The sequence below is a fragment of the Caproicibacter fermentans genome, assembly GCF_014303955.1.
Classification (GTDB): Bacteria; Bacillota; Clostridia; order Oscillospirales; family Acutalibacteraceae; genus Caproicibacter; species Caproicibacter fermentans.
Window position 1 is genome coordinate 3,371,265 of the sequence record NZ_CP060286.1, and the last position, 15,817, is coordinate 3,387,081.

The following is a 15,817-nucleotide window of genomic DNA, read 5'->3' on the forward strand; positions in this document are numbered from 1 at the left end:
GAAAAAGGCAGCGCTGCCGGTGCGAAAGCGGGTATACCGCTCCCATGAAAATTTCAAATTTTTTTAAATTTATGTTAATTATCTAATATACAGGATTTTGTGACCGATACATATTATATAAATGAAAAAATCGAGGGATAAAAATTGCTAAAATTATCACACAAACCAGGATCCACCAAAAAATCAATTAAAAGAACTCTTCTGATTCAACTGATTGGTTTTGCAGCGCTGATTAGTATTCTTTGCGGCGTAGTAAATTCAATCATTCTTTACCAAACCGCTACGGACAACATGCAAAAAAGAATCAGCGAAAGTGCGACTGCATATAACCACTCGGTTCAAAACGCAATCTCGACTTATAAAGCGGAAATTGAGTCGATCGCAGCGGACCCTATCATTACGGATATGAGCAAGACGGATCAGGAACGAGAAAATCAAAGGAACGCTTTGGCTAAAAAATATGGATTCGATTCGATTGTAGTGACAGACGCCGCGGGAAACACATCAAATGGTGCCCATGTTGCCCAGCGCGAATATTTCCAGCAGGCGATGGCGGGCAATACATATTTTTCCTCTACTCTTGTCGGGTCGGTAACTAAAAAAACAGAATTGATTATCGCGACAAAGGCCGACAACGGACAATATAACGGCGTTGTTTACGGAATGCTATTGAGCGATATCTTCAGCAAAATGATCAGCGATGTTTCGATTGGTCAAACCGGTTATGGCTTTATGGTTGACAAAGACGGAAAAGTGATTGCACACAAAGACCAGTCGGTAGTGACGAAATTTACAAATTATATTGATATGGCAAAGAAAGACGGCGCCTATTCCAGCGCCGCCTCCGCAGTCCGGAATATGATACAGGGCAAATCCGGGACGCAGTCCTTTCAATTAGAAGGCAATGACTTAACGCTTAGCTATCAGCCGATTCCGGATACGGACGGATGGTCGATCGGCGTTGTGGCAAAGACCTCTGAAATGCTGCAGAACTTTTATATTTCCATTTTCATTACATTGATTTTGATGATCCTCTTTATTCTCTTGTCGATCTTTATGGCGCTGAGAATCGCAAACCCGCTTGTCACGCCGATCATCAGTCTGGCGCACAGAGTCGAACAGCTTGCGGACGGTGATTTGCACTCCGAGGTTCCGCAGGTTGACGCGCAGAACGAAATCGGTGTGTTGTCGACCTCGTTTAGGAGCACGGTTCAGACGTTAAACGATTATATTGAAGAAATTTCGCAGGTATTAAATCACCTGGAGCGAGGGGACTGCACCGTAACCGCCGTCCGGGAGTATCAAGGGGATTTCATACAAATCAAAAATTCCCTGCAAAACATTGTTTCAAACCAGAATATCATTTTCGGCAAAATCAGGCTGTCTTCCGAACAGGTGGCTAACGGGGCAAGCCAGATATCCGATGCCGCGCAGTCTTTGGCACAGGGCGCGACTGAGCAGGCGAGCTCCATTGAACAGCTGTCGGCTTCTATTACTGAGGTGAATACAAAAGTGAATCACAACGCCGACAACGCCGCGACGGCAAATGAGTTTTCAATGAAAGCATCCGCCGAAATTGAACAGGGCAATCAGCAGATGCAGCATATGGTTGACGCAATGAGTGAAATCGACGAATCTTCCAGCCAGATACAGCAGATTATTAAGGCGATTGAAGACATCGCGTTTCAAACCAATATCCTCGCGCTGAACGCAGCCGTGGAAGCGGCGCGCGCGGGCTCTGCGGGGAAGGGCTTTGCGGTTGTAGCGGAAGAAGTCCGCAACCTGGCAAGCAAAAGCGCCGACGCCGCGAAAAACACTTCAAATTTGATTGCGGCCTCTTTGACAAGTGTCGGCAAGGGAAAAGAAATAGCGGATAAAACCGCAAAATCGTTTGGCCTTATTACGGAGCTGGTTGAAAAGGTCGGCGAGCTGGTGAATCATATTTCATCGGAATCCAACGAACAAGCAGCCTCCATTCACCAGATCATGTTGGGCATTGATCAGATTTCCGCGGTTGTTCAAACGAATTCCGCTTCCAGTGAGGAAAGCGCAGCGACCAGCGAAGAGCTGAGCGGACAGGCACAGGAGCTGAAAAACACACTGGCCGCCATCAAGCTGAAAGATTCTTCAAACAATTAAAGTCATCAGGGACAAAATTTCTCTGAATCCCTGAAAAACGGTAAAAAATGAGGCGGAATGCTGCGAATACAGCATTCCGCCTCAAATTTCATCACGCCGTCGGACCTGTTTTCTCATGCGCGGATTCTTCACGAAATATGTACGGCCACGCCGTTTACCTCGACTCCTTCCTCCGCGCGGATTAAAATATATTTGGCGCCGTCGATGACCCGGGTTTCCACCAGGTCGCCGCGCTCCGGGTTTACGCGGATCGTCACGTCGGGGGTGCGGACCTCCATCTGCTTCATGTCGATCAGATTCCGCGGACTGACCTGAGTATCGGAGCCAAACTCTTCGTCGTATTTTTCTTCAAACGCGGTTACGCGGGTCTCGGAAAGTCCGCAGGAAGCAAGGACTCCTTTTACCGTGCCCTTTGAAACGACCAGCGGTTCTTTCTCTTTGCTTGCCTTGTGCTCCTCGATCATTTCGGATAATTGCTCGTGAACCGCCTGAACGACTTCCAGACTGCATTCTTCCGCGACGGCCTCGCCCAGGATCGACTGAAAGGTTTCTTTCTGGACGGCGGCCGGCATCGGGATTTCGCTTTTAAACACGGTATCAACGAACTCCGCGTGGTTTTCCTCAATATTACGGGAATAATAGAGGGCGCTGTAGATGTTGGCGCTGCGGTCATCGAAAGCCGGGAACAGGAAGCCCAGCTCCGGGGGAGAAACAACCCAGTCCGCCGTAATATTGCGGAAGGTGTTTTCAGAGACATAATACCCGAGCGCGGGTTTTCGCGGCTTTACCGGACAGATGCTGCACAGAAAATAGGAATAGACCTCCGAAGAGTTCTCCTGTGCTTCTCCGTCCTTCGCATAGAAAGGAATGTCGTACTGATCCGACGCCAGAAGAATCAGATAATTTCCTTCCATTCCAAGGGTTTCGATAATACGGCCGTAGAATTCGCGCACGGCGGCGTCATCCTTCAGCGCGGATTCTCTGAGCGCCATGAGCAGCTTGTGCTCCTCGCCCTCCAGAACCTGCCGTGTCGCAAACTCAATATCAATTAAATTTTTTCCGACCGTGCCGGACAGCGTTTTTTTCAAAATCGCCAGAAGCTCTTCGGACTCCTCCTGAGGCATCAGGCCGAGCGGCTGGCTGAACTCTGAAACAATTTCTCTCTGATCATTGACATAGCAGCCGCGAATCCGGGTAATATTGCTTTTGTCCGGACGAAAGCGGCGGCGGATTTCCGCGATTTCTTTTTCGTTCATTCAGATCCCCGTTTCCTATCTTTATTATTGTCCTGAATTTTTATTATAGGATGAAAAAACGATTTTGTCATCCTGCCCTGCCCCTTGCGTCCGTAAAAAGAAAGCGGTATGATAAAACGGAATCAGGAAAAATATACCGAAACGGGGGGAACGTCAATGGAAGAGGAGAAAAAGCAGGGGCCGGCCGAGCTGAAAAAGTTTATCATCGCGGTTGCGGCGGCGCTGATCGGGGTGGTCGCAATCGTGGGAATCGCTTTCAGCGCATTTTTCCGGCTGTCGGACAGTGGCCGGACGAACGGAGCGGCGCAGAATCAGTCCGGCGGCGATACCATTACAGTCTCCTATACGCAAAAAGACCGGGTGGTTCCGGATTTGGCGGAAATCAGCTTCGGAGTGGTCACGGACGCGAAAGAAGCCGGGGACTGTCTTACGCAAAACAGCACGGACATTAATCAAGTGGTGCTGGCAATCAAAAAGACAGGAATCGACGAAAAGAACATTCAAACCAACGGCTATTCGCTGAACCCGCGGTACAGTTATACGGATGGAAAAGAAGAGCTGGTCGGTTACGAGTGCAGAACCGACATCGCAGTAAGCGGAGTTTCCATTGACAAAGTCGGGACGGTGCTCGACGGGTCGACCGCGGCGGGGGTCAACAAGATTGATTCTGTTCGGTACAGTTACAGCAAATACGACGACGCCTACAGTACCGCGCTGACGGAAGCGACAGGCAAATGCAGAGCTTTGGCCGATAAAATTGCTGCGAAAAACGGAGTCGGCGTGAAAGGCATCAAAGCGATCAATGAGAACAAAGAAGGGTCCGCTTCGCCTGACGTTTACAACTCGTCGATGAAACTGACGGCGGACGCGGCGGAATCGTCCACACAGGCGGCGGCGGGGCAGATCGACGTGAACGCGTCGGTTACCATTACCTATGAGATCGGAAAATAAAGCGTATGCCAAGCTTGCCCTCATCTTTTAAAACGGTGGGTGCGGCGTTTGCAAAGGCGATGAAGGAGAGTTTTCGGAATGTCGGTCAGGGGCTTCATGGAATTCGTGGAAATACGGACAAAGGCCGCAAGCGTGATCCCTTTTTTGCTTGGAACCGTTTATGCCCTTCACCGGTTTCGGACTTTTCATCTGAAAAATTTTGTTCTGATGCTGGTTTCTCTTCTCTGCATTGACATGGCGACTACGGCGATCAATAACTATATGGATGAAAAAAGGGCCTGCAAAAAGCGTGGAGAGACGCATCCCGCGTCTGAAAAATACGGCTTTGGGAAAGCGGCGGCTCTCGCGGTGATTTTCGCTTTGCTGCTCGTGGCCGCGGCCTTCGGCCTGCTGCTGTTTCTGAACACCGACTTTGTGGTGCTGGCCTTGGGGGCGGTTTCCTTTGCGGTCGGCGTGCTGTATTCGTTCGGTCCCGTTCCCATCTCCCGCACGCCTTTCGGCGAGCTTTTTTCCGGCGCGTTTATGGGGGTTCTCATCCCGTTTCTCGCGTTTTATATCCAGACATATCACCTGGGCCTGCTTCGTTTGGCCTTTCAGGGCGGCGTGTTCCGCATAGCGGTCAATCTTCCGGAGGTCTTTTATGTTGTTCTGGTGTCGCTGCCCGCCGCCGTCGGAATCGCGAATATCATGCTTGCAAATAATATCTGCGATATGCGGGAGGACGCTGAAAACGGAAGATACACGCTCCCGACTTATCTTGGCAAAAACAACGCGCTGAAGGTTTTTGGGGCCCTGTACTACTCGGGCTATCTGGCGCTGGCGGTTCTGTTGGCAACCGGAGTCGTTCCGCCGGTTTGCATCCTTGTGTTCGGCACTTTTGTGCTTGTGCGAAAACGAATCAGGGCTTTTCGGGAAAAGCAGAGCAAGAAAGAGACCTTTGTGCTGTCGGTTCAAAACTTTGTTCTGATGAACGGCGCTCTTGTTCTCACACTGGCCGTTTCCGTCGCGGCGGGGGGAGTTTTGTAAAGGCCGCAGGAGAATCTCCGGCGGAGAGAAGTCTTTTGCGGAGCAGTCCTGCTGCGCGGTGGCGGCAGACCCGGAAATTAAAGCGCAAAGACGCCCGTGTGTCTGAGGATCTTTCAGGCATGCGGGCGCTTTGCGCTTGGATGCGGGACCCGGATTCATGTTTCCGAATCCGCACTTTTTCGGGTTGAAAGAATATTATATTGGTATCACTGAGAAAGGAGGGCGCAAGATGGATTGGATGAGAGGATCGTACGGCAATTCGCTCGGGTTGGCCGGACAGCAGAGCTGCCTGAAGGATTACGGGCCGGAACCTTTTGTCGTTAATATTGAGAAGGCGACTCTTTGTAACAGAAATTACCGTACCGCGTTGTGGACAGGCGAAAACCTGCAGGTAACGCTGATGTGCATCTGTGCCGGGGATGATATCGGACTTGAAATTCATCCCGATGTCGATCAGTTTATACGAATCGAGTGCGGCCGGGGAATTGTCAAAATGGGGAAGGAAAAAAATCAGCTGAATTATGTCAGAAGAGTCTGCGGCGGCGACGCGATTATGGTACCTGCCGGAATGTGGCACGACGTCATCAATACGGGTGGGTGCCCGCTGAAGCTGTATGCGATCTACGCGCCGCCGGAGCATCCCCGCGGAACGATACACGAAACGAAGGCGGCGGCGTTGGCGGCGGAAAGGCAGAACTATTCTTCAAAATAAAGGGAAACTGACGTCCGGCTTCTTCGGCGTCAGTTTTTTAAGATCCGGCGTTCGGTCTTTACGAAAATGGAAAAAATGGATAAAATGGATAAAATGAAATAGACCGTTTTTCTTAAGGAATATGAACAGAAAAGGAAATGGAAAATTAATGACGCCTCAAATTGCCTTTCATAAGGTGTTTTACCGCAGCGGTGAAAAAGCAATTCTGAAAGACCTTTCGCTTGAAATATTCCCGGGCGATTATATTTCGGTTGTCGGGCCGTCGGGAAGCGGAAAAAGCACGTTTCTAAAATTGTGCTGCCACCTGATCAGCCCGACGGAAGGCAGCATCCTGATCAACGGGGCCGATGTGATGAAGCTGGACCCGGCGGAGCTGAGAAAAAAGATCGGTTACTGCTTTCAGACGCCGGTCCTCTTCGGCAGGACGGTGGAGGACAACCTGAGCTATCCCTATCGGATTCGAAACCGGAAGATGGACGGGGGCCGGGTGAATAAACTGTTTTCGCTCTTTCAAATGGACCCGGATTATTTAAAACATGAAATTGTGAATTTATCGGGTGGGGAAAAACAGAGGATCGCGCTGATCCGCTCCCTGTTGTTTCAGCCGGAGGTGCTTCTGCTGGATGAGGCGACTTCGGCGCTGGATCCTGAGAATACGCTGATCGTCGAGCGTGTGATCCGGACGCTGAATCAGGACGGCGTCACGGTGCTGTGGATTACCCACAATCCGGAACAGAGCAGAAAATATGCCGGAAGGCTGCTTGCGATTGAAAACGGCGAAATCAAATCGATGGAGGCGCTGAAATGAACGAAGCCAATATCAGTTTTTCCTCCCTGATGATCGCATCGCTGCTTGTGTTCGTCTCGCTTCTTTTTTCCTATTTTCAAAAGCTGAAGCTGGAGAAAGAAATTCTCGTCAGCGTCCTGCGGGCGGTCGTTCAGCTGATTGCCGTCGGTTATGTCCTTCAGTATATCTTTGGGCTCGAAAGTCCTCTGTTCACAACGCTGTTTGTGCTTTTAATGACGTTCAACGCTTCCTATAACGCCGCGAAGCGGGGAAAAGGAATCCGGAACGGCCTTTTGATCTCGTTTGTCTCCATCGGGGCGGGGGCGGGGGCCACTCTGTCGGTTCTGGTTGCTTCGGGCGCGATCCGCTATGTGCCCAATCAGATCATTCCCGTCGGGGGAATGATCATCAGCAACGCCATGGTCGCGCTGGGCCTTTGCTACCGGCAGATCACGGCGGATTTTCAAAGCCGGAGGGATGAAATTGAAACCAAGCTTTCCCTCGGCGCGGATATTCTGCCCTCCTCCATTGAAATCATCCGTGACTCTATCCGGACGGGGATGGTCCCGACCATAGATTCCGCCAAAACGTTGGGAATCGTTTCGCTTCCCGGAATGATGACGGGGCTGATTCTGGCGGGCACGTCCCCCGTTCAGGCGGTGCGTTACCAGATTATGGTGACCTTTATGCTTCTCTCAACAACCGCGGTCTCTTCTTTTCTGGCCTGTTACCTTTGCTACCGGGGCTTTTTCAACGACAGGAAGCAGCTTCTGTAGTCCGGGTTTCAGGGAGTTGGCTGCTCAGGCTGCCGGCGCAGGACTGAACGCTGCGGATCAGATCCGTCAAAATCGGGGACAGCGGCTTTTTTTCGGGCGTTGCCAGACAGATCGTCCGGGAGCGTTCCGGGTCGAGACCTCGCCGTTCAATTCCTTCGCACGAATAGCAGTTCAGCACAAGCTGCGGCAGGATGCTGACGCCGCAGCCCTTTCGCACCATGGCAATAGCCGCCTGATCGCTCAGTTTGCCGGGATCCAGAGCATGACCCTTGGCCTGCCGCAGAATCATCCCGACCGTATGGTGGGTTCCTTCGCTCGGAATGATAAAGTTTTCTCCCGCAAGCAGGGCGGGCGGGATTCTGTCGTACCGGCACAGAGGATGGCTTTTCGGCAGAATGACAAGAAGAGGGTCGCAGCACAGCCGTTTGGCCCGGATCCCTTTTATCGCCGAATCCGCGGTGAATGCGCAGTCGATCAGGCCGCGTTCGAACCAGTCCTGAATTGCTTCGTAATTCATCGCGTCGTTCAGCTGGATCTCGACATCGGGGTATTTTTTACGGAATGAGACCAGAACCTCCGGAAGCCAGCGCACCGCGACGCTTGTAATGGCGCCGATCCGGATCAAGCCTTTTTGACGGCTGTCCGGGGGGATGAGCCGCCGGATTTCTCTGTCGGCTTCCACAATCTGACGCGCAAACGGCAGAACTTCTCCGCCCATCGGCGTCAGGGTTACCCCCCGGGGGCTCCGCTCCAGAAGCTGAGCCCCCAGCTCCGCTTCCAGCGAGGCAAGCATATGACTGGCAGCCGTCTGAGTATAGTTTAACTCTCTGGCGGCGCGGGTGATTCCCCCTGTTTCGGCGGCCAGCATAAAGATGGCGTATTTGTTGATATCCATGATCAAATTCATCCCGTTTCTCATGAAATATTTTCATGACCCCTATCATTATTTGTCATTTTACAATAATATCTACCGGGAGTAAAGTAAAAATAAAATACTGATCAAATGGGAGAATCAATCATGAAGGTTGCAATCATAGGGGCGGGAGCCATGGGCAGCTTATACGGCGTCTATCTGGCGTCGCGGCACGAGGTCACCCTGCTCGACAGCTACCGCCCGCAGGTGGACGCGATCAATCAAAACGGACTGACGAAGGTCGAAAAGGACGACGGTGAGACGAACGTCAGGGTAAAGGCGGTGCCGAGCGGCAGCGGCATCGGTGTGCAGGAGCTGGTAATCGTCTTTGTCAAAAGCATTCACACGAAGGATGCCATGCAGGAAAACAGGGGGCTGATCGGCCCGGATACCATTGTGATGACGCTGCAGAACGGTGCCGGGAACAACCGGGACATCGCCGCCTTTGTTCCGCGCGAACGCATTGTGGTCGGCACGAGCAGTCACAACAGTGTGACGGTCGGCCCGGCGAAAATTTTCCATTCCGGCTGCGGCCCAACCAATATCGGGCCGGAAAAGCCGGGCGAGGAAGGCGGCAGGGCGGTGGAAAAAGCCGCGCAGGCACTGAGGGCCTGCGGACTTGAGGTCAACGTGATGGAAAACATCCAGAAAATTCTCTGGAGCAAGCTGTTCGTCAACTGCGGCGTCAATGCGCTTTCCGCTCTGATGCAGTGCAAAATCGGGGAGGTGGCCGGCAATCCGACGCTTTGGAAAATCTGCACGCGCATTGTTTACGAGTGTGTTCTGGTGGCGGAAGCGGACGGGACCTATTTTGACCGGAAAGAGGCGCTGGAAAACGTAAAAAAGATCATTCTGGCAGACGCCGACGGGTATGCAAGCATGTATCAGGACCGGCAGCACCAACGCCGGACGGAAATCGACAAGATCAACGGCGTGGTTGCGGGCCTCGCGGCGGAATACGGCCTCGACGCGCCGTATAACCGCATGCTGGTGGACTTGATCCACGGGGTCGAACAGAGCTGGTGACGGCTGCAAACCGGGCGGTCGGTCCGAAAGGGGCCGGCCGCTTTTTGCAGCCTTGGCAGCCCCGGCTTGCATCGTTCCGGGAAACAGGGTATAATGGGAGAAATCATTTTCGCCCGCAATACGGGAAGAAGAGGCAGAAACGACATGCGGGAGAGAAACCGCGCGTACGGTTCTCCCCGGCATACATACGGAGGAATTCAAATGGAAATCAAGAAAGCCGCAATGATCGGCCTGGGGGCTATCGGGTCTGTCTATGGAAAATTGCTTCATCAGGCATACGGGGACGACTTCGCCGTAATTGCAGGCGGCGCGCGCGCCCGGCGGCTGAAGAAAAACGGCATGAAAGTTAACGGGCAGCCCTTTTTCCCGTCCGTCGCGGAACCCGGAGCGGAATTTGCGGCGGATCTGATCCTTGTCTGCGTTAAAAATTATCAGCTCGACCAGGCAATCGAGGATATCCGCGGATTTGTCGGCCCCGGCACGGTGCTGCTCCCGCTTCTGAACGGCGTGACGGCGAAGACACGCCTGAAGCGCGCGTATCCGGAAAACGAGGTTCTGAACGGGCTCTCCATCTATATCGACGCGGTAAGGACGGAAAGCGGCGTCGTGAACACCAAGGACGGAGTCATTCAGTTTGGGGAAGATGACAATGCGGTTTTGTCCCCCGAGGTCGCCCTTGTAAGGGATTATCTGAACGGCGCGGGCATTAAAACCGAAGTTTGCCCGGACATGATCCGCGCTGTCTGGAAAAAATGGATGATGAACGTCGGAGTCAATCAGGTTTCCGCCATTACCCGATCTCCGTATGGAAAGATCGCGTCTGTTCCTTCCACGCTGCGGCTGTTTCACGAGGCGATGATGGAAGTGGTCGCGCTTGCCAAGGCTTCCGGAATTGATCTGAGCGAAGCGGACGCCAGAGAATTCGAAGCAATGATGGGAAATTTTTCGCCGGAAGGAAAAACCTCCATGCTGCAGGACGTCGAGGCGAAACGACAGACGGAAGTCGATTATTTTGCCGGGACGGTTGTGGAGCTGGGAAAGGAACTGAAAGTTCCGACTCCCGTAAACCACGTTTTGTTCCTGCTGCTTCAATCCATTCAGTCTCTTTATTAAACAGACGCCCCGCCGCGGCAGAAGCCACGGCGGGGCGTTTGGGTACCCCCGTTGTTTACGGGTTTTTCGGAAGTCCCGGAAAATCGAGCGTTGCGAAATAGTCCGCGGGGGTCTCGGCGCGGCGGATCAGATCGAAGGAGCCGTCCTCGTGGAGAAGAACCTCCGCGCTGCGCAGCTTTCCGTTGTAGTTGTAGCCCATGGAGTGCCCGTGCGCCCCCGCGTCGTGAAGCACGAGAAGGTCGCCCATGTCGATTTTCGGCAGCATCCGGTCAATGGCGAATTTGTCGTTGTTTTCGCATAAACCGCCGGTTACGTCGTACTTGTGGTCGCAGGGCGCGTTTTCCTTGCCCATGACGGTGATGTGGTGATAAGCTCCGTACATTGCGGGACGCATCAGGTTGGCGGCGCAGGCGTCCAGACCGATATATTCCTTATAAATGTGCTTTTCCCGAATGGCCTTCGCAACCAGAATCCCGTAAGGCCCAAGCAGGAAGCGGCCCATTTCCGTGTAGAGCGCCACGTCCCCCATCCCAGCCGGGACGAGAATTTCGTCGTAGACCTTTTTGACTTCGCGGCCGATTTTCAGAATGTCGGGCGGGGTTTGACCCGGACGATAGGCAACGCCGACCCCGCCGGACAGATTGATAAAGGAAATATGCGCGCCGGTTTCGCGGTGCAGATCAACCGCCAGCTGGAACAAAACCCCTGCCAGAGCGGGATAATATTCGTTTCCGGTTGTGTTGCTGGCAAGAAACGAGTGAATCCCGAAATTCTTCGCGCCCAGTTTTTGGAGCTTTTGAAAGCCTTCCGTCATCTGAGTCCGCGTGAAACCGTATTTGGATTCTCCGGGGTTGTCCATAATGGCGTTGCTAGCTTTAAAAACTCCGCCCGGATTGTAGCGGCAGCTGATGGTTTCCGGAATGCCCGCGAGCCGGTCCAGAATCTCGATATGCGTAAAATCGTCCAGATTGATGGTCGCGCCCAGCTTTGCGGCCAGCAGAAAATCCTCGTCCGGCGTGTCGTTCGAGGAAAACATGATTTCCCCGTCCCTGAGCCCGACCGCGTCGGACAGCATCAGCTCCGTCAGGGAAGAGCAGTCCGCGCCGCAGCCTTCCTCTTTGAGAATTTGCAGAAGGGTCGGGTTCGGGGTTGCCTTCACCGCGAAATATTCCCGGTAACCGGGATTCCAGGAGAAAGCCTTTTTGATTTTTCGAACGTTTTCCCGAATGCCTTTTTCATCATAGAGGTAGAATGGAGTCGGAATTCTGCCTTCGATTTCTTTCAGCTTTTCCAGTGATACAAAAGGTGTCTTTGTCATGCTTGCTCCCTTTCCTTTGTCAGTTCGATCAGCCGGATTTCATTTTTCAGGTCTTCTTTGAACAGGCTGACCAGATTGTCTTTTTTGGAATACAGACAGGTTGAGTTTTCCCCGTCGTCCAGATCACCGGTCAAAACGCTGGAGGAATCGGCGATCAGCCGGATCTGTTTTTGCTTTTTTTCCGTGCAGTAAACGGTCGCGCCGGGCAGGTCAAGCGGGTGGTCGGTGATAACGACAACTTTCAGCCCGCGCTCCGTCATCCCGCGCAGCTCCGGCAGAATTCGTACGATCAGCTCCGCCGACATCGAAGCGTAGACCCGCTCCTCGGCCCCGCGCAGAAGATTTCTCATTTTCAGAAGGATATGCTTTTTCCCCGCGATGGTAATGTACCCCTCGGAGTCGGTACGGCGCTTCGGCTGCAGTAGGCTCAATTCTTTTGCGTCTTTCTGCAGGCTGTAAATACAGTTGCCGCAGAATTCCGCAACGGGAACCGGCGTATACCGCGCCGCGGCGCCTTCCATCAGCCGCGCCGCGCCCTTTTCCACAAGGCCGGAAAGCGCCGAATAGGCGTTGGAGCGGGAAATCCCCGTCACCTTCGCCGCCTCGTAACCGGTCAGGTCCCCCTGCGAAAACAACGCCCAATAGAGTTTTGCTTCCTGTTGTGTCAGCCCGAAATGGGTCAGCAGTAAAACGGAATCCATTACGCCACTCCTGTTAGTGTTACTATATAGGAACACTATAACGAAACAGCGTACCGATGTCAAGAAGGATTCGTAAAAAACAAAAAGATTTTACATTTTGTGTGATTTTATCACATACAAACCTTGTATGTGTGGTTATAATAAAATCATAAAAAGAAAACGGAAAGGAAGAAAACAATATGGCAGTTGTAACGGTAACGCAGGATAATTTTGAATCTGAAGTTTTAAAGGCCGATAAACCGGTTCTCGTGGATTTTTGGGCGTCTTGGTGCGGCCCCTGCCGCATGGTTTCTCCGATTGTGGATGAAATCGGCAACGAATCCGACGGAAGATATATGGTGGGGAAGGTCAATGTTGACGAACAGCCGGATATTGCGGCGAAATATAATATCATGAGCATCCCTACTCTGATTGTTTTCAAAGACGGCAGGCCGGCCCAGACTTCGGTCGGGGTGCGCAGCAAGCAGGATATTCTTTCAATGCTGGATTAAGTTACTGCTCTCCCCTTTTTTGGTTTGATCATGATAATAAAAAAGATCCGAAGAGCCGCTGTCCGGCCCTTGCGGGTCTTTTTGCATTTTGCCATAATAATGAAAAGGGAGTAAATCCATCCTTCAAATTATATTGGGCGATATAACCATGCAGAAAGCAGATGCGGTCGTAAACGCGGCGAACTGTTCGCTGCTGGGCGGCGGCGGGGTCGACGGCGCGATTCACCGGGCGGCCGGGCCGGAGCTGCTGAAAGAATGCCGGGCGCTGCACAGGATGTTTTTTGCCTTATTTCACAAAAATTCTGCCGTAAAATTTCATTTATGATAATTCCAATTCCGAAAAAGATTGATTGAAATTTAACTAATTCGGGTTTATAATGAAATTATTGGAATTCTGTAATGAAATTAAGGAGGAGTTTTATGGAAGCAACTATTTTCGCACCAATCGGAGCTGTCGTTGCGCTATTGTTTGCGTGGTACCTCGCGGCCAAAGTGCTGAAAGCGGATGAAGGCAGCGACAAGATGAAAAAGATTTCCCTTGCGGTGCGCAGGGGCGCGAACGCATATTTGAAGCGTCAGTACACCGGCGTCGCGATTTTTTTCGGGGTTATGTTCATCGTTCTGCTGATCATGGCGTTCACGGGATTCCTGACAATATTCGTTCCGTTCGCCTTCCTGACCGGCGGCTTTTTCTCAGGCCTGTCGGGATTTATCGGGATGAAAATTGCGACGAATGCGAACGACCGCACGGCGAACGCCGCGCAGCACAGTTTAAACTCCGGCCTGCACGTCGCCTTTTCGGCGGGCGCGGTCATGGGGTTTGTTGTGGTAGGATTGGGGCTTGTCGATATCTCCTTCTGGTATTACTTCCTGAAATTCTGGTATTCGGACCCTGCGCATCTCGCGGCGGCTGCGGGGCAGGCGCTTGAGGACGCGCAGGTTCAGGCCATTACCACGGCGATGCTGACGTTCGGCATGGGCGCTTCCTCCATGGCGCTGTTCGCGCGTGTGGGCGGCGGTATCTTTACAAAGGCCGCCGACGTCGGGGCGGACCTGGTCGGCAAGGTCGAAGCCGGCATCCCGGAAGACGATCCGAGAAATCCCGCCGTCATCGCCGACAACGTGGGCGACAACGTCGGTGACGTCGCCGGCATGGGCGCGGACCTGTACGAATCCTATGTCGGTTCCATCATTTCAACGGCGGCCCTCGCTTCCGCGGCGGGGCTCGGTTTCAGCGGAGTAAGCATTCCGATGGTCATGGCCGCGGTCGGGATCATCGCTTCCATTGTCGGCACCTTCTTTGTCAGAACCAAAGAGGGCGCGACTCAAAAGAATCTTCTGACCGCGCTGCGGCGCGGCACCTGGATCAGCGCGCTGCTGATCGCGATTGTATCCTATCCGCTGATCCGTTTCGGTCTGGGCGCCGATAAGACCGGACTCTACTTTGCCATTCTTTCCGGCCTGCTCGCAGGCATCCTGATCGGCATTTCCACCGAATATTTTACTTCCGATACCTATCGGCCCACGAGGGACCTTGCCGCGGATTCTTCCGGCGGGCCGGCCACCGTGATAATCGGCGGGCTTGCGCTCGGAATGAAATCCACTGTTTTTCCGGTCGTGATCGTCGGCGTTTCCGTACTGGCGAGCTATTTCGTTTCCGGCGGAGCGGCGGACTTTAACCACGGATTGTACGGCATCGGCCTGTCGGCCGTCGGCATGCTTTCCACGCTTGGAATCACGCTTGCGACGGACGCTTACGGCCCTGTGGCGGACAACGCGGGCGGCATTGCCGAAATGTCGGAACTTGGCGAAGAGGTGCGCGAACGCACCGACGCGCTCGATTCCCTGGGAAATACGACGGCCGCGACCGGCAAGGGATTTGCGATCGGTTCCGCCGCGCTGACGGCGCTTGCTCTGATTGCCTCCTATATGGATTCGGTCAAGGTTCGCGATCCCTCCTTTCAGTTTGACCTGGGCATTACGAATCCGATCGTTCTGGTGGGGCTGTTTATCGGCGGGGTCCTTCCGTTTTTGTTCTCCGCGTTTACCATGAACGCGGTCGGACGCGCCGCGCAGAGCATTGTGAACGAGGTTCGGCGGCAGTTCCATGAAATCACGGGCCTGATGGAAGGAAAGGCGGAACCGGATTATGAAACGTGCGTCGATATCTGCACCCGTTCCGCCCAGAAAGAGATGGTGGCTCCCGCTCTTGTTGGAATCGCGACGCCGATCATTGTCGGCCTGATTCTGGGTGTAAACGGTGTGGTCGGAATGCTGGCGGGCGCCACGGTGACGGGGTTTGTTATGGCGGTCATGATGGCGAACGCTGGCGGCGCCTGGGACAACGCGAAGAAATACATAGAAAGCGGAAAGCTCGGCGGCAAGGGCAGCAGCGCGCATAAAGCGGCGGTGGTCGGCGACACGGTCGGCGATCCGTTCAAGGATACGTCCGGTCCATCTCTGAACATTTTGATCAAACTGACCTCCATGGTCTCCATTGTGTTTGCGGGCCTGATCCTTTCACACTCAATTTTTTAATCGAAGTTGGGCCTCATCGTGTTGACATTGCGGCTTAAAATGCTATAATGACAATCGTTTTGTTTGTTGG

At 53.0% G+C, this 15,817-nt stretch carries 13 protein-coding genes and 2 pseudogenes; 11 read left to right on the plus strand and 4 right to left on the minus strand.

The window, feature by feature from the left end:
• Positions 1 to 291: 291 nt before the first annotated feature.
• Positions 292 to 2,139: a methyl-accepting chemotaxis protein gene (locus HCR03_RS16755; RefSeq protein ID WP_156991360.1), complete on the plus strand. Its 1,848-nt coding sequence runs from the start codon at positions 292 to 294 to the stop codon at positions 2,137 to 2,139.
• 128 nt (positions 2,140 to 2,267) lie between these two features.
• Here HCR03_RS16755 and HCR03_RS16760 read toward each other — a convergent pair whose 3' ends face one another.
• The gene (locus tag HCR03_RS16760; RefSeq protein WP_187035534.1) at positions 2,268 to 3,395 is read right to left on the minus strand and encodes a DUF4317 domain-containing protein; all 1,128 of its coding nucleotides are present in this window, start codon (positions 3,393 to 3,395) and stop codon (positions 2,268 to 2,270) included.
• A gap of 156 nt (positions 3,396 to 3,551) precedes the next feature.
• On the opposite strand from HCR03_RS16760, the gene HCR03_RS16765 reads away from it, so the two are divergent.
• The 5 genes and pseudogenes from HCR03_RS16765 to HCR03_RS16785 all read left to right on the plus strand — a co-directional run bounded on the left by HCR03_RS16765 (position 3,552) and on the right by HCR03_RS16785 (position 7,647).
• On the plus strand, positions 3,552 to 4,346 hold the full coding sequence (locus tag HCR03_RS16765) for an SIMPL domain-containing protein (RefSeq protein ID WP_175391723.1): 795 nt from the start codon (positions 3,552 to 3,554) through the stop codon (positions 4,344 to 4,346).
• Positions 4,347 to 4,424: 78 nt separating this feature from the next.
• Complete coding sequence (locus HCR03_RS16770) at positions 4,425 to 5,372, plus strand: 1,4-dihydroxy-2-naphthoate polyprenyltransferase (protein WP_187035536.1); 948 nt, start codon at positions 4,425 to 4,427, stop codon at positions 5,370 to 5,372.
• 289 nt (positions 5,373 to 5,661) lie between these two features.
• Positions 5,662 to 6,084, plus strand: a pseudogene (locus HCR03_RS16775) (cupin domain-containing protein); the annotation flags it as partial.
• 148 nt (positions 6,085 to 6,232) lie between these two features.
• Complete coding sequence (locus HCR03_RS16780; protein WP_066645900.1) at positions 6,233 to 6,892, plus strand: ABC transporter ATP-binding protein; 660 nt, start codon at positions 6,233 to 6,235, stop codon at positions 6,890 to 6,892.
• The gene (locus tag HCR03_RS16785; protein WP_066645901.1) at positions 6,889 to 7,647 is read left to right on the plus strand and encodes an ABC transporter permease; all 759 of its coding nucleotides are present in this window, start codon (positions 6,889 to 6,891) and stop codon (positions 7,645 to 7,647) included. Before HCR03_RS16780 ends, HCR03_RS16785 begins: the two co-directional genes overlap by 4 nt.
• Here the strand turns inward: HCR03_RS16785 and HCR03_RS16790 are convergent.
• Positions 7,622 to 8,542, minus strand: a complete 921-nt coding sequence (locus HCR03_RS16790; protein WP_187035538.1) for a LysR family transcriptional regulator — start codon at positions 8,540 to 8,542, stop codon at positions 7,622 to 7,624. The two genes, HCR03_RS16785 and HCR03_RS16790, sit on opposite strands and share 26 nt — an antisense overlap.
• 123 nt (positions 8,543 to 8,665) lie before the next feature.
• Here HCR03_RS16790 and HCR03_RS16795 point away from each other — a divergent pair, with 123 nt between their 5' ends.
• Positions 8,666 to 9,586, plus strand: a complete 921-nt coding sequence (locus tag HCR03_RS16795) for a ketopantoate reductase family protein (RefSeq protein ID WP_187035540.1) — start codon at positions 8,666 to 8,668, stop codon at positions 9,584 to 9,586.
• A gap of 201 nt (positions 9,587 to 9,787) precedes the next feature.
• Complete coding sequence (locus HCR03_RS16800) at positions 9,788 to 10,699, plus strand: ketopantoate reductase family protein (protein WP_166525180.1); 912 nt, start codon at positions 9,788 to 9,790, stop codon at positions 10,697 to 10,699.
• Positions 10,700 to 10,754: 55 nt separating this feature from the next.
• On the opposite strand, the gene HCR03_RS16805 is transcribed toward HCR03_RS16800, so the two are convergent.
• Entirely contained in the window at positions 10,755 to 12,017 is a 1,263-nt protein-coding gene (locus HCR03_RS16805; protein WP_156991365.1) for a diaminopimelate decarboxylase, read from the minus strand.
• Positions 12,014 to 12,718 carry a TrmB family transcriptional regulator gene (locus HCR03_RS16810; protein WP_156991366.1) on the minus strand — a complete coding sequence of 235 codons (705 nt, stop codon included), beginning with the start codon at positions 12,716 to 12,718 and terminating at the stop codon, positions 12,014 to 12,016. The genes HCR03_RS16805 and HCR03_RS16810 overlap by 4 nt, the downstream gene beginning before the upstream one ends.
• Positions 12,719 to 12,897: 179 nt before the next feature.
• On the opposite strand from HCR03_RS16810, the gene trxA reads away from it, so the two are divergent.
• The 3 genes and pseudogenes from trxA to HCR03_RS16825 all read left to right on the plus strand — a co-directional run bounded on the left by trxA (position 12,898) and on the right by HCR03_RS16825 (position 15,747).
• A complete protein-coding gene (trxA, locus tag HCR03_RS16815) occupies positions 12,898 to 13,209 on the plus strand; it encodes a thioredoxin (protein WP_066645914.1) in 312 nt (103 codons plus the stop codon).
• Positions 13,210 to 13,357: 148 nt separating this feature from the next.
• Positions 13,358 to 13,480: pseudogene (locus tag HCR03_RS16820) on the plus strand (macro domain-containing protein); the annotation flags it as partial.
• Positions 13,481 to 13,629: 149 nt separating this feature from the next.
• A complete protein-coding gene (locus HCR03_RS16825; RefSeq protein ID WP_066645916.1) occupies positions 13,630 to 15,747 on the plus strand; it encodes a sodium-translocating pyrophosphatase in 2,118 nt (705 codons plus the stop codon).
• Positions 15,748 to 15,817: the final 70 nt, after the last annotated feature.

What these genes read in the sequence shown, in the direction of transcription:
- HCR03_RS16760 (WP_187035534.1), bottom strand. Translation starts at nt 3,395, where the DNA reads ATGAACGAAAAAGAAATCGCGGAAATCCGCCGCCGCTTTCGTCCGGAC.
- HCR03_RS16800 (WP_166525180.1), top strand. Translation starts at nt 9,788, where the DNA reads ATGGAAATCAAGAAAGCCGCAATGATCGGCCTGGGGGCTATCGGGTCT.
- HCR03_RS16785 (WP_066645901.1), top strand. Translation starts at nt 6,889, where the DNA reads ATGAACGAAGCCAATATCAGTTTTTCCTCCCTGATGATCGCATCGCTG.
- HCR03_RS16795 (WP_187035540.1), top strand. Translation starts at nt 8,666, where the DNA reads ATGAAGGTTGCAATCATAGGGGCGGGAGCCATGGGCAGCTTATACGGC.
- HCR03_RS16755 (WP_156991360.1), top strand. Translation starts at nt 292, where the DNA reads ATGCAAAAAAGAATCAGCGAAAGTGCGACTGCATATAACCACTCGGTT.
- HCR03_RS16765 (WP_175391723.1), top strand. Translation starts at nt 3,552, where the DNA reads ATGGAAGAGGAGAAAAAGCAGGGGCCGGCCGAGCTGAAAAAGTTTATC.
- HCR03_RS16770 (WP_187035536.1), top strand. Translation starts at nt 4,425, where the DNA reads ATGTCGGTCAGGGGCTTCATGGAATTCGTGGAAATACGGACAAAGGCC.
- HCR03_RS16780 (WP_066645900.1), top strand. Translation starts at nt 6,233, where the DNA reads ATGACGCCTCAAATTGCCTTTCATAAGGTGTTTTACCGCAGCGGTGAA.
- HCR03_RS16790 (WP_187035538.1), bottom strand. Translation starts at nt 8,542, where the DNA reads ATGGATATCAACAAATACGCCATCTTTATGCTGGCCGCCGAAACAGGG.
- trxA (WP_066645914.1), top strand. Translation starts at nt 12,898, where the DNA reads ATGGCAGTTGTAACGGTAACGCAGGATAATTTTGAATCTGAAGTTTTA.
- HCR03_RS16810 (WP_156991366.1), bottom strand. Translation starts at nt 12,718, where the DNA reads ATGGATTCCGTTTTACTGCTGACCCATTTCGGGCTGACACAACAGGAA.
- HCR03_RS16825 (WP_066645916.1), top strand. Translation starts at nt 13,630, where the DNA reads ATGGAAGCAACTATTTTCGCACCAATCGGAGCTGTCGTTGCGCTATTG.
- HCR03_RS16805 (WP_156991365.1), bottom strand. Translation starts at nt 12,017, where the DNA reads ATGACAAAGACACCTTTTGTATCACTGGAAAAGCTGAAAGAAATCGAA.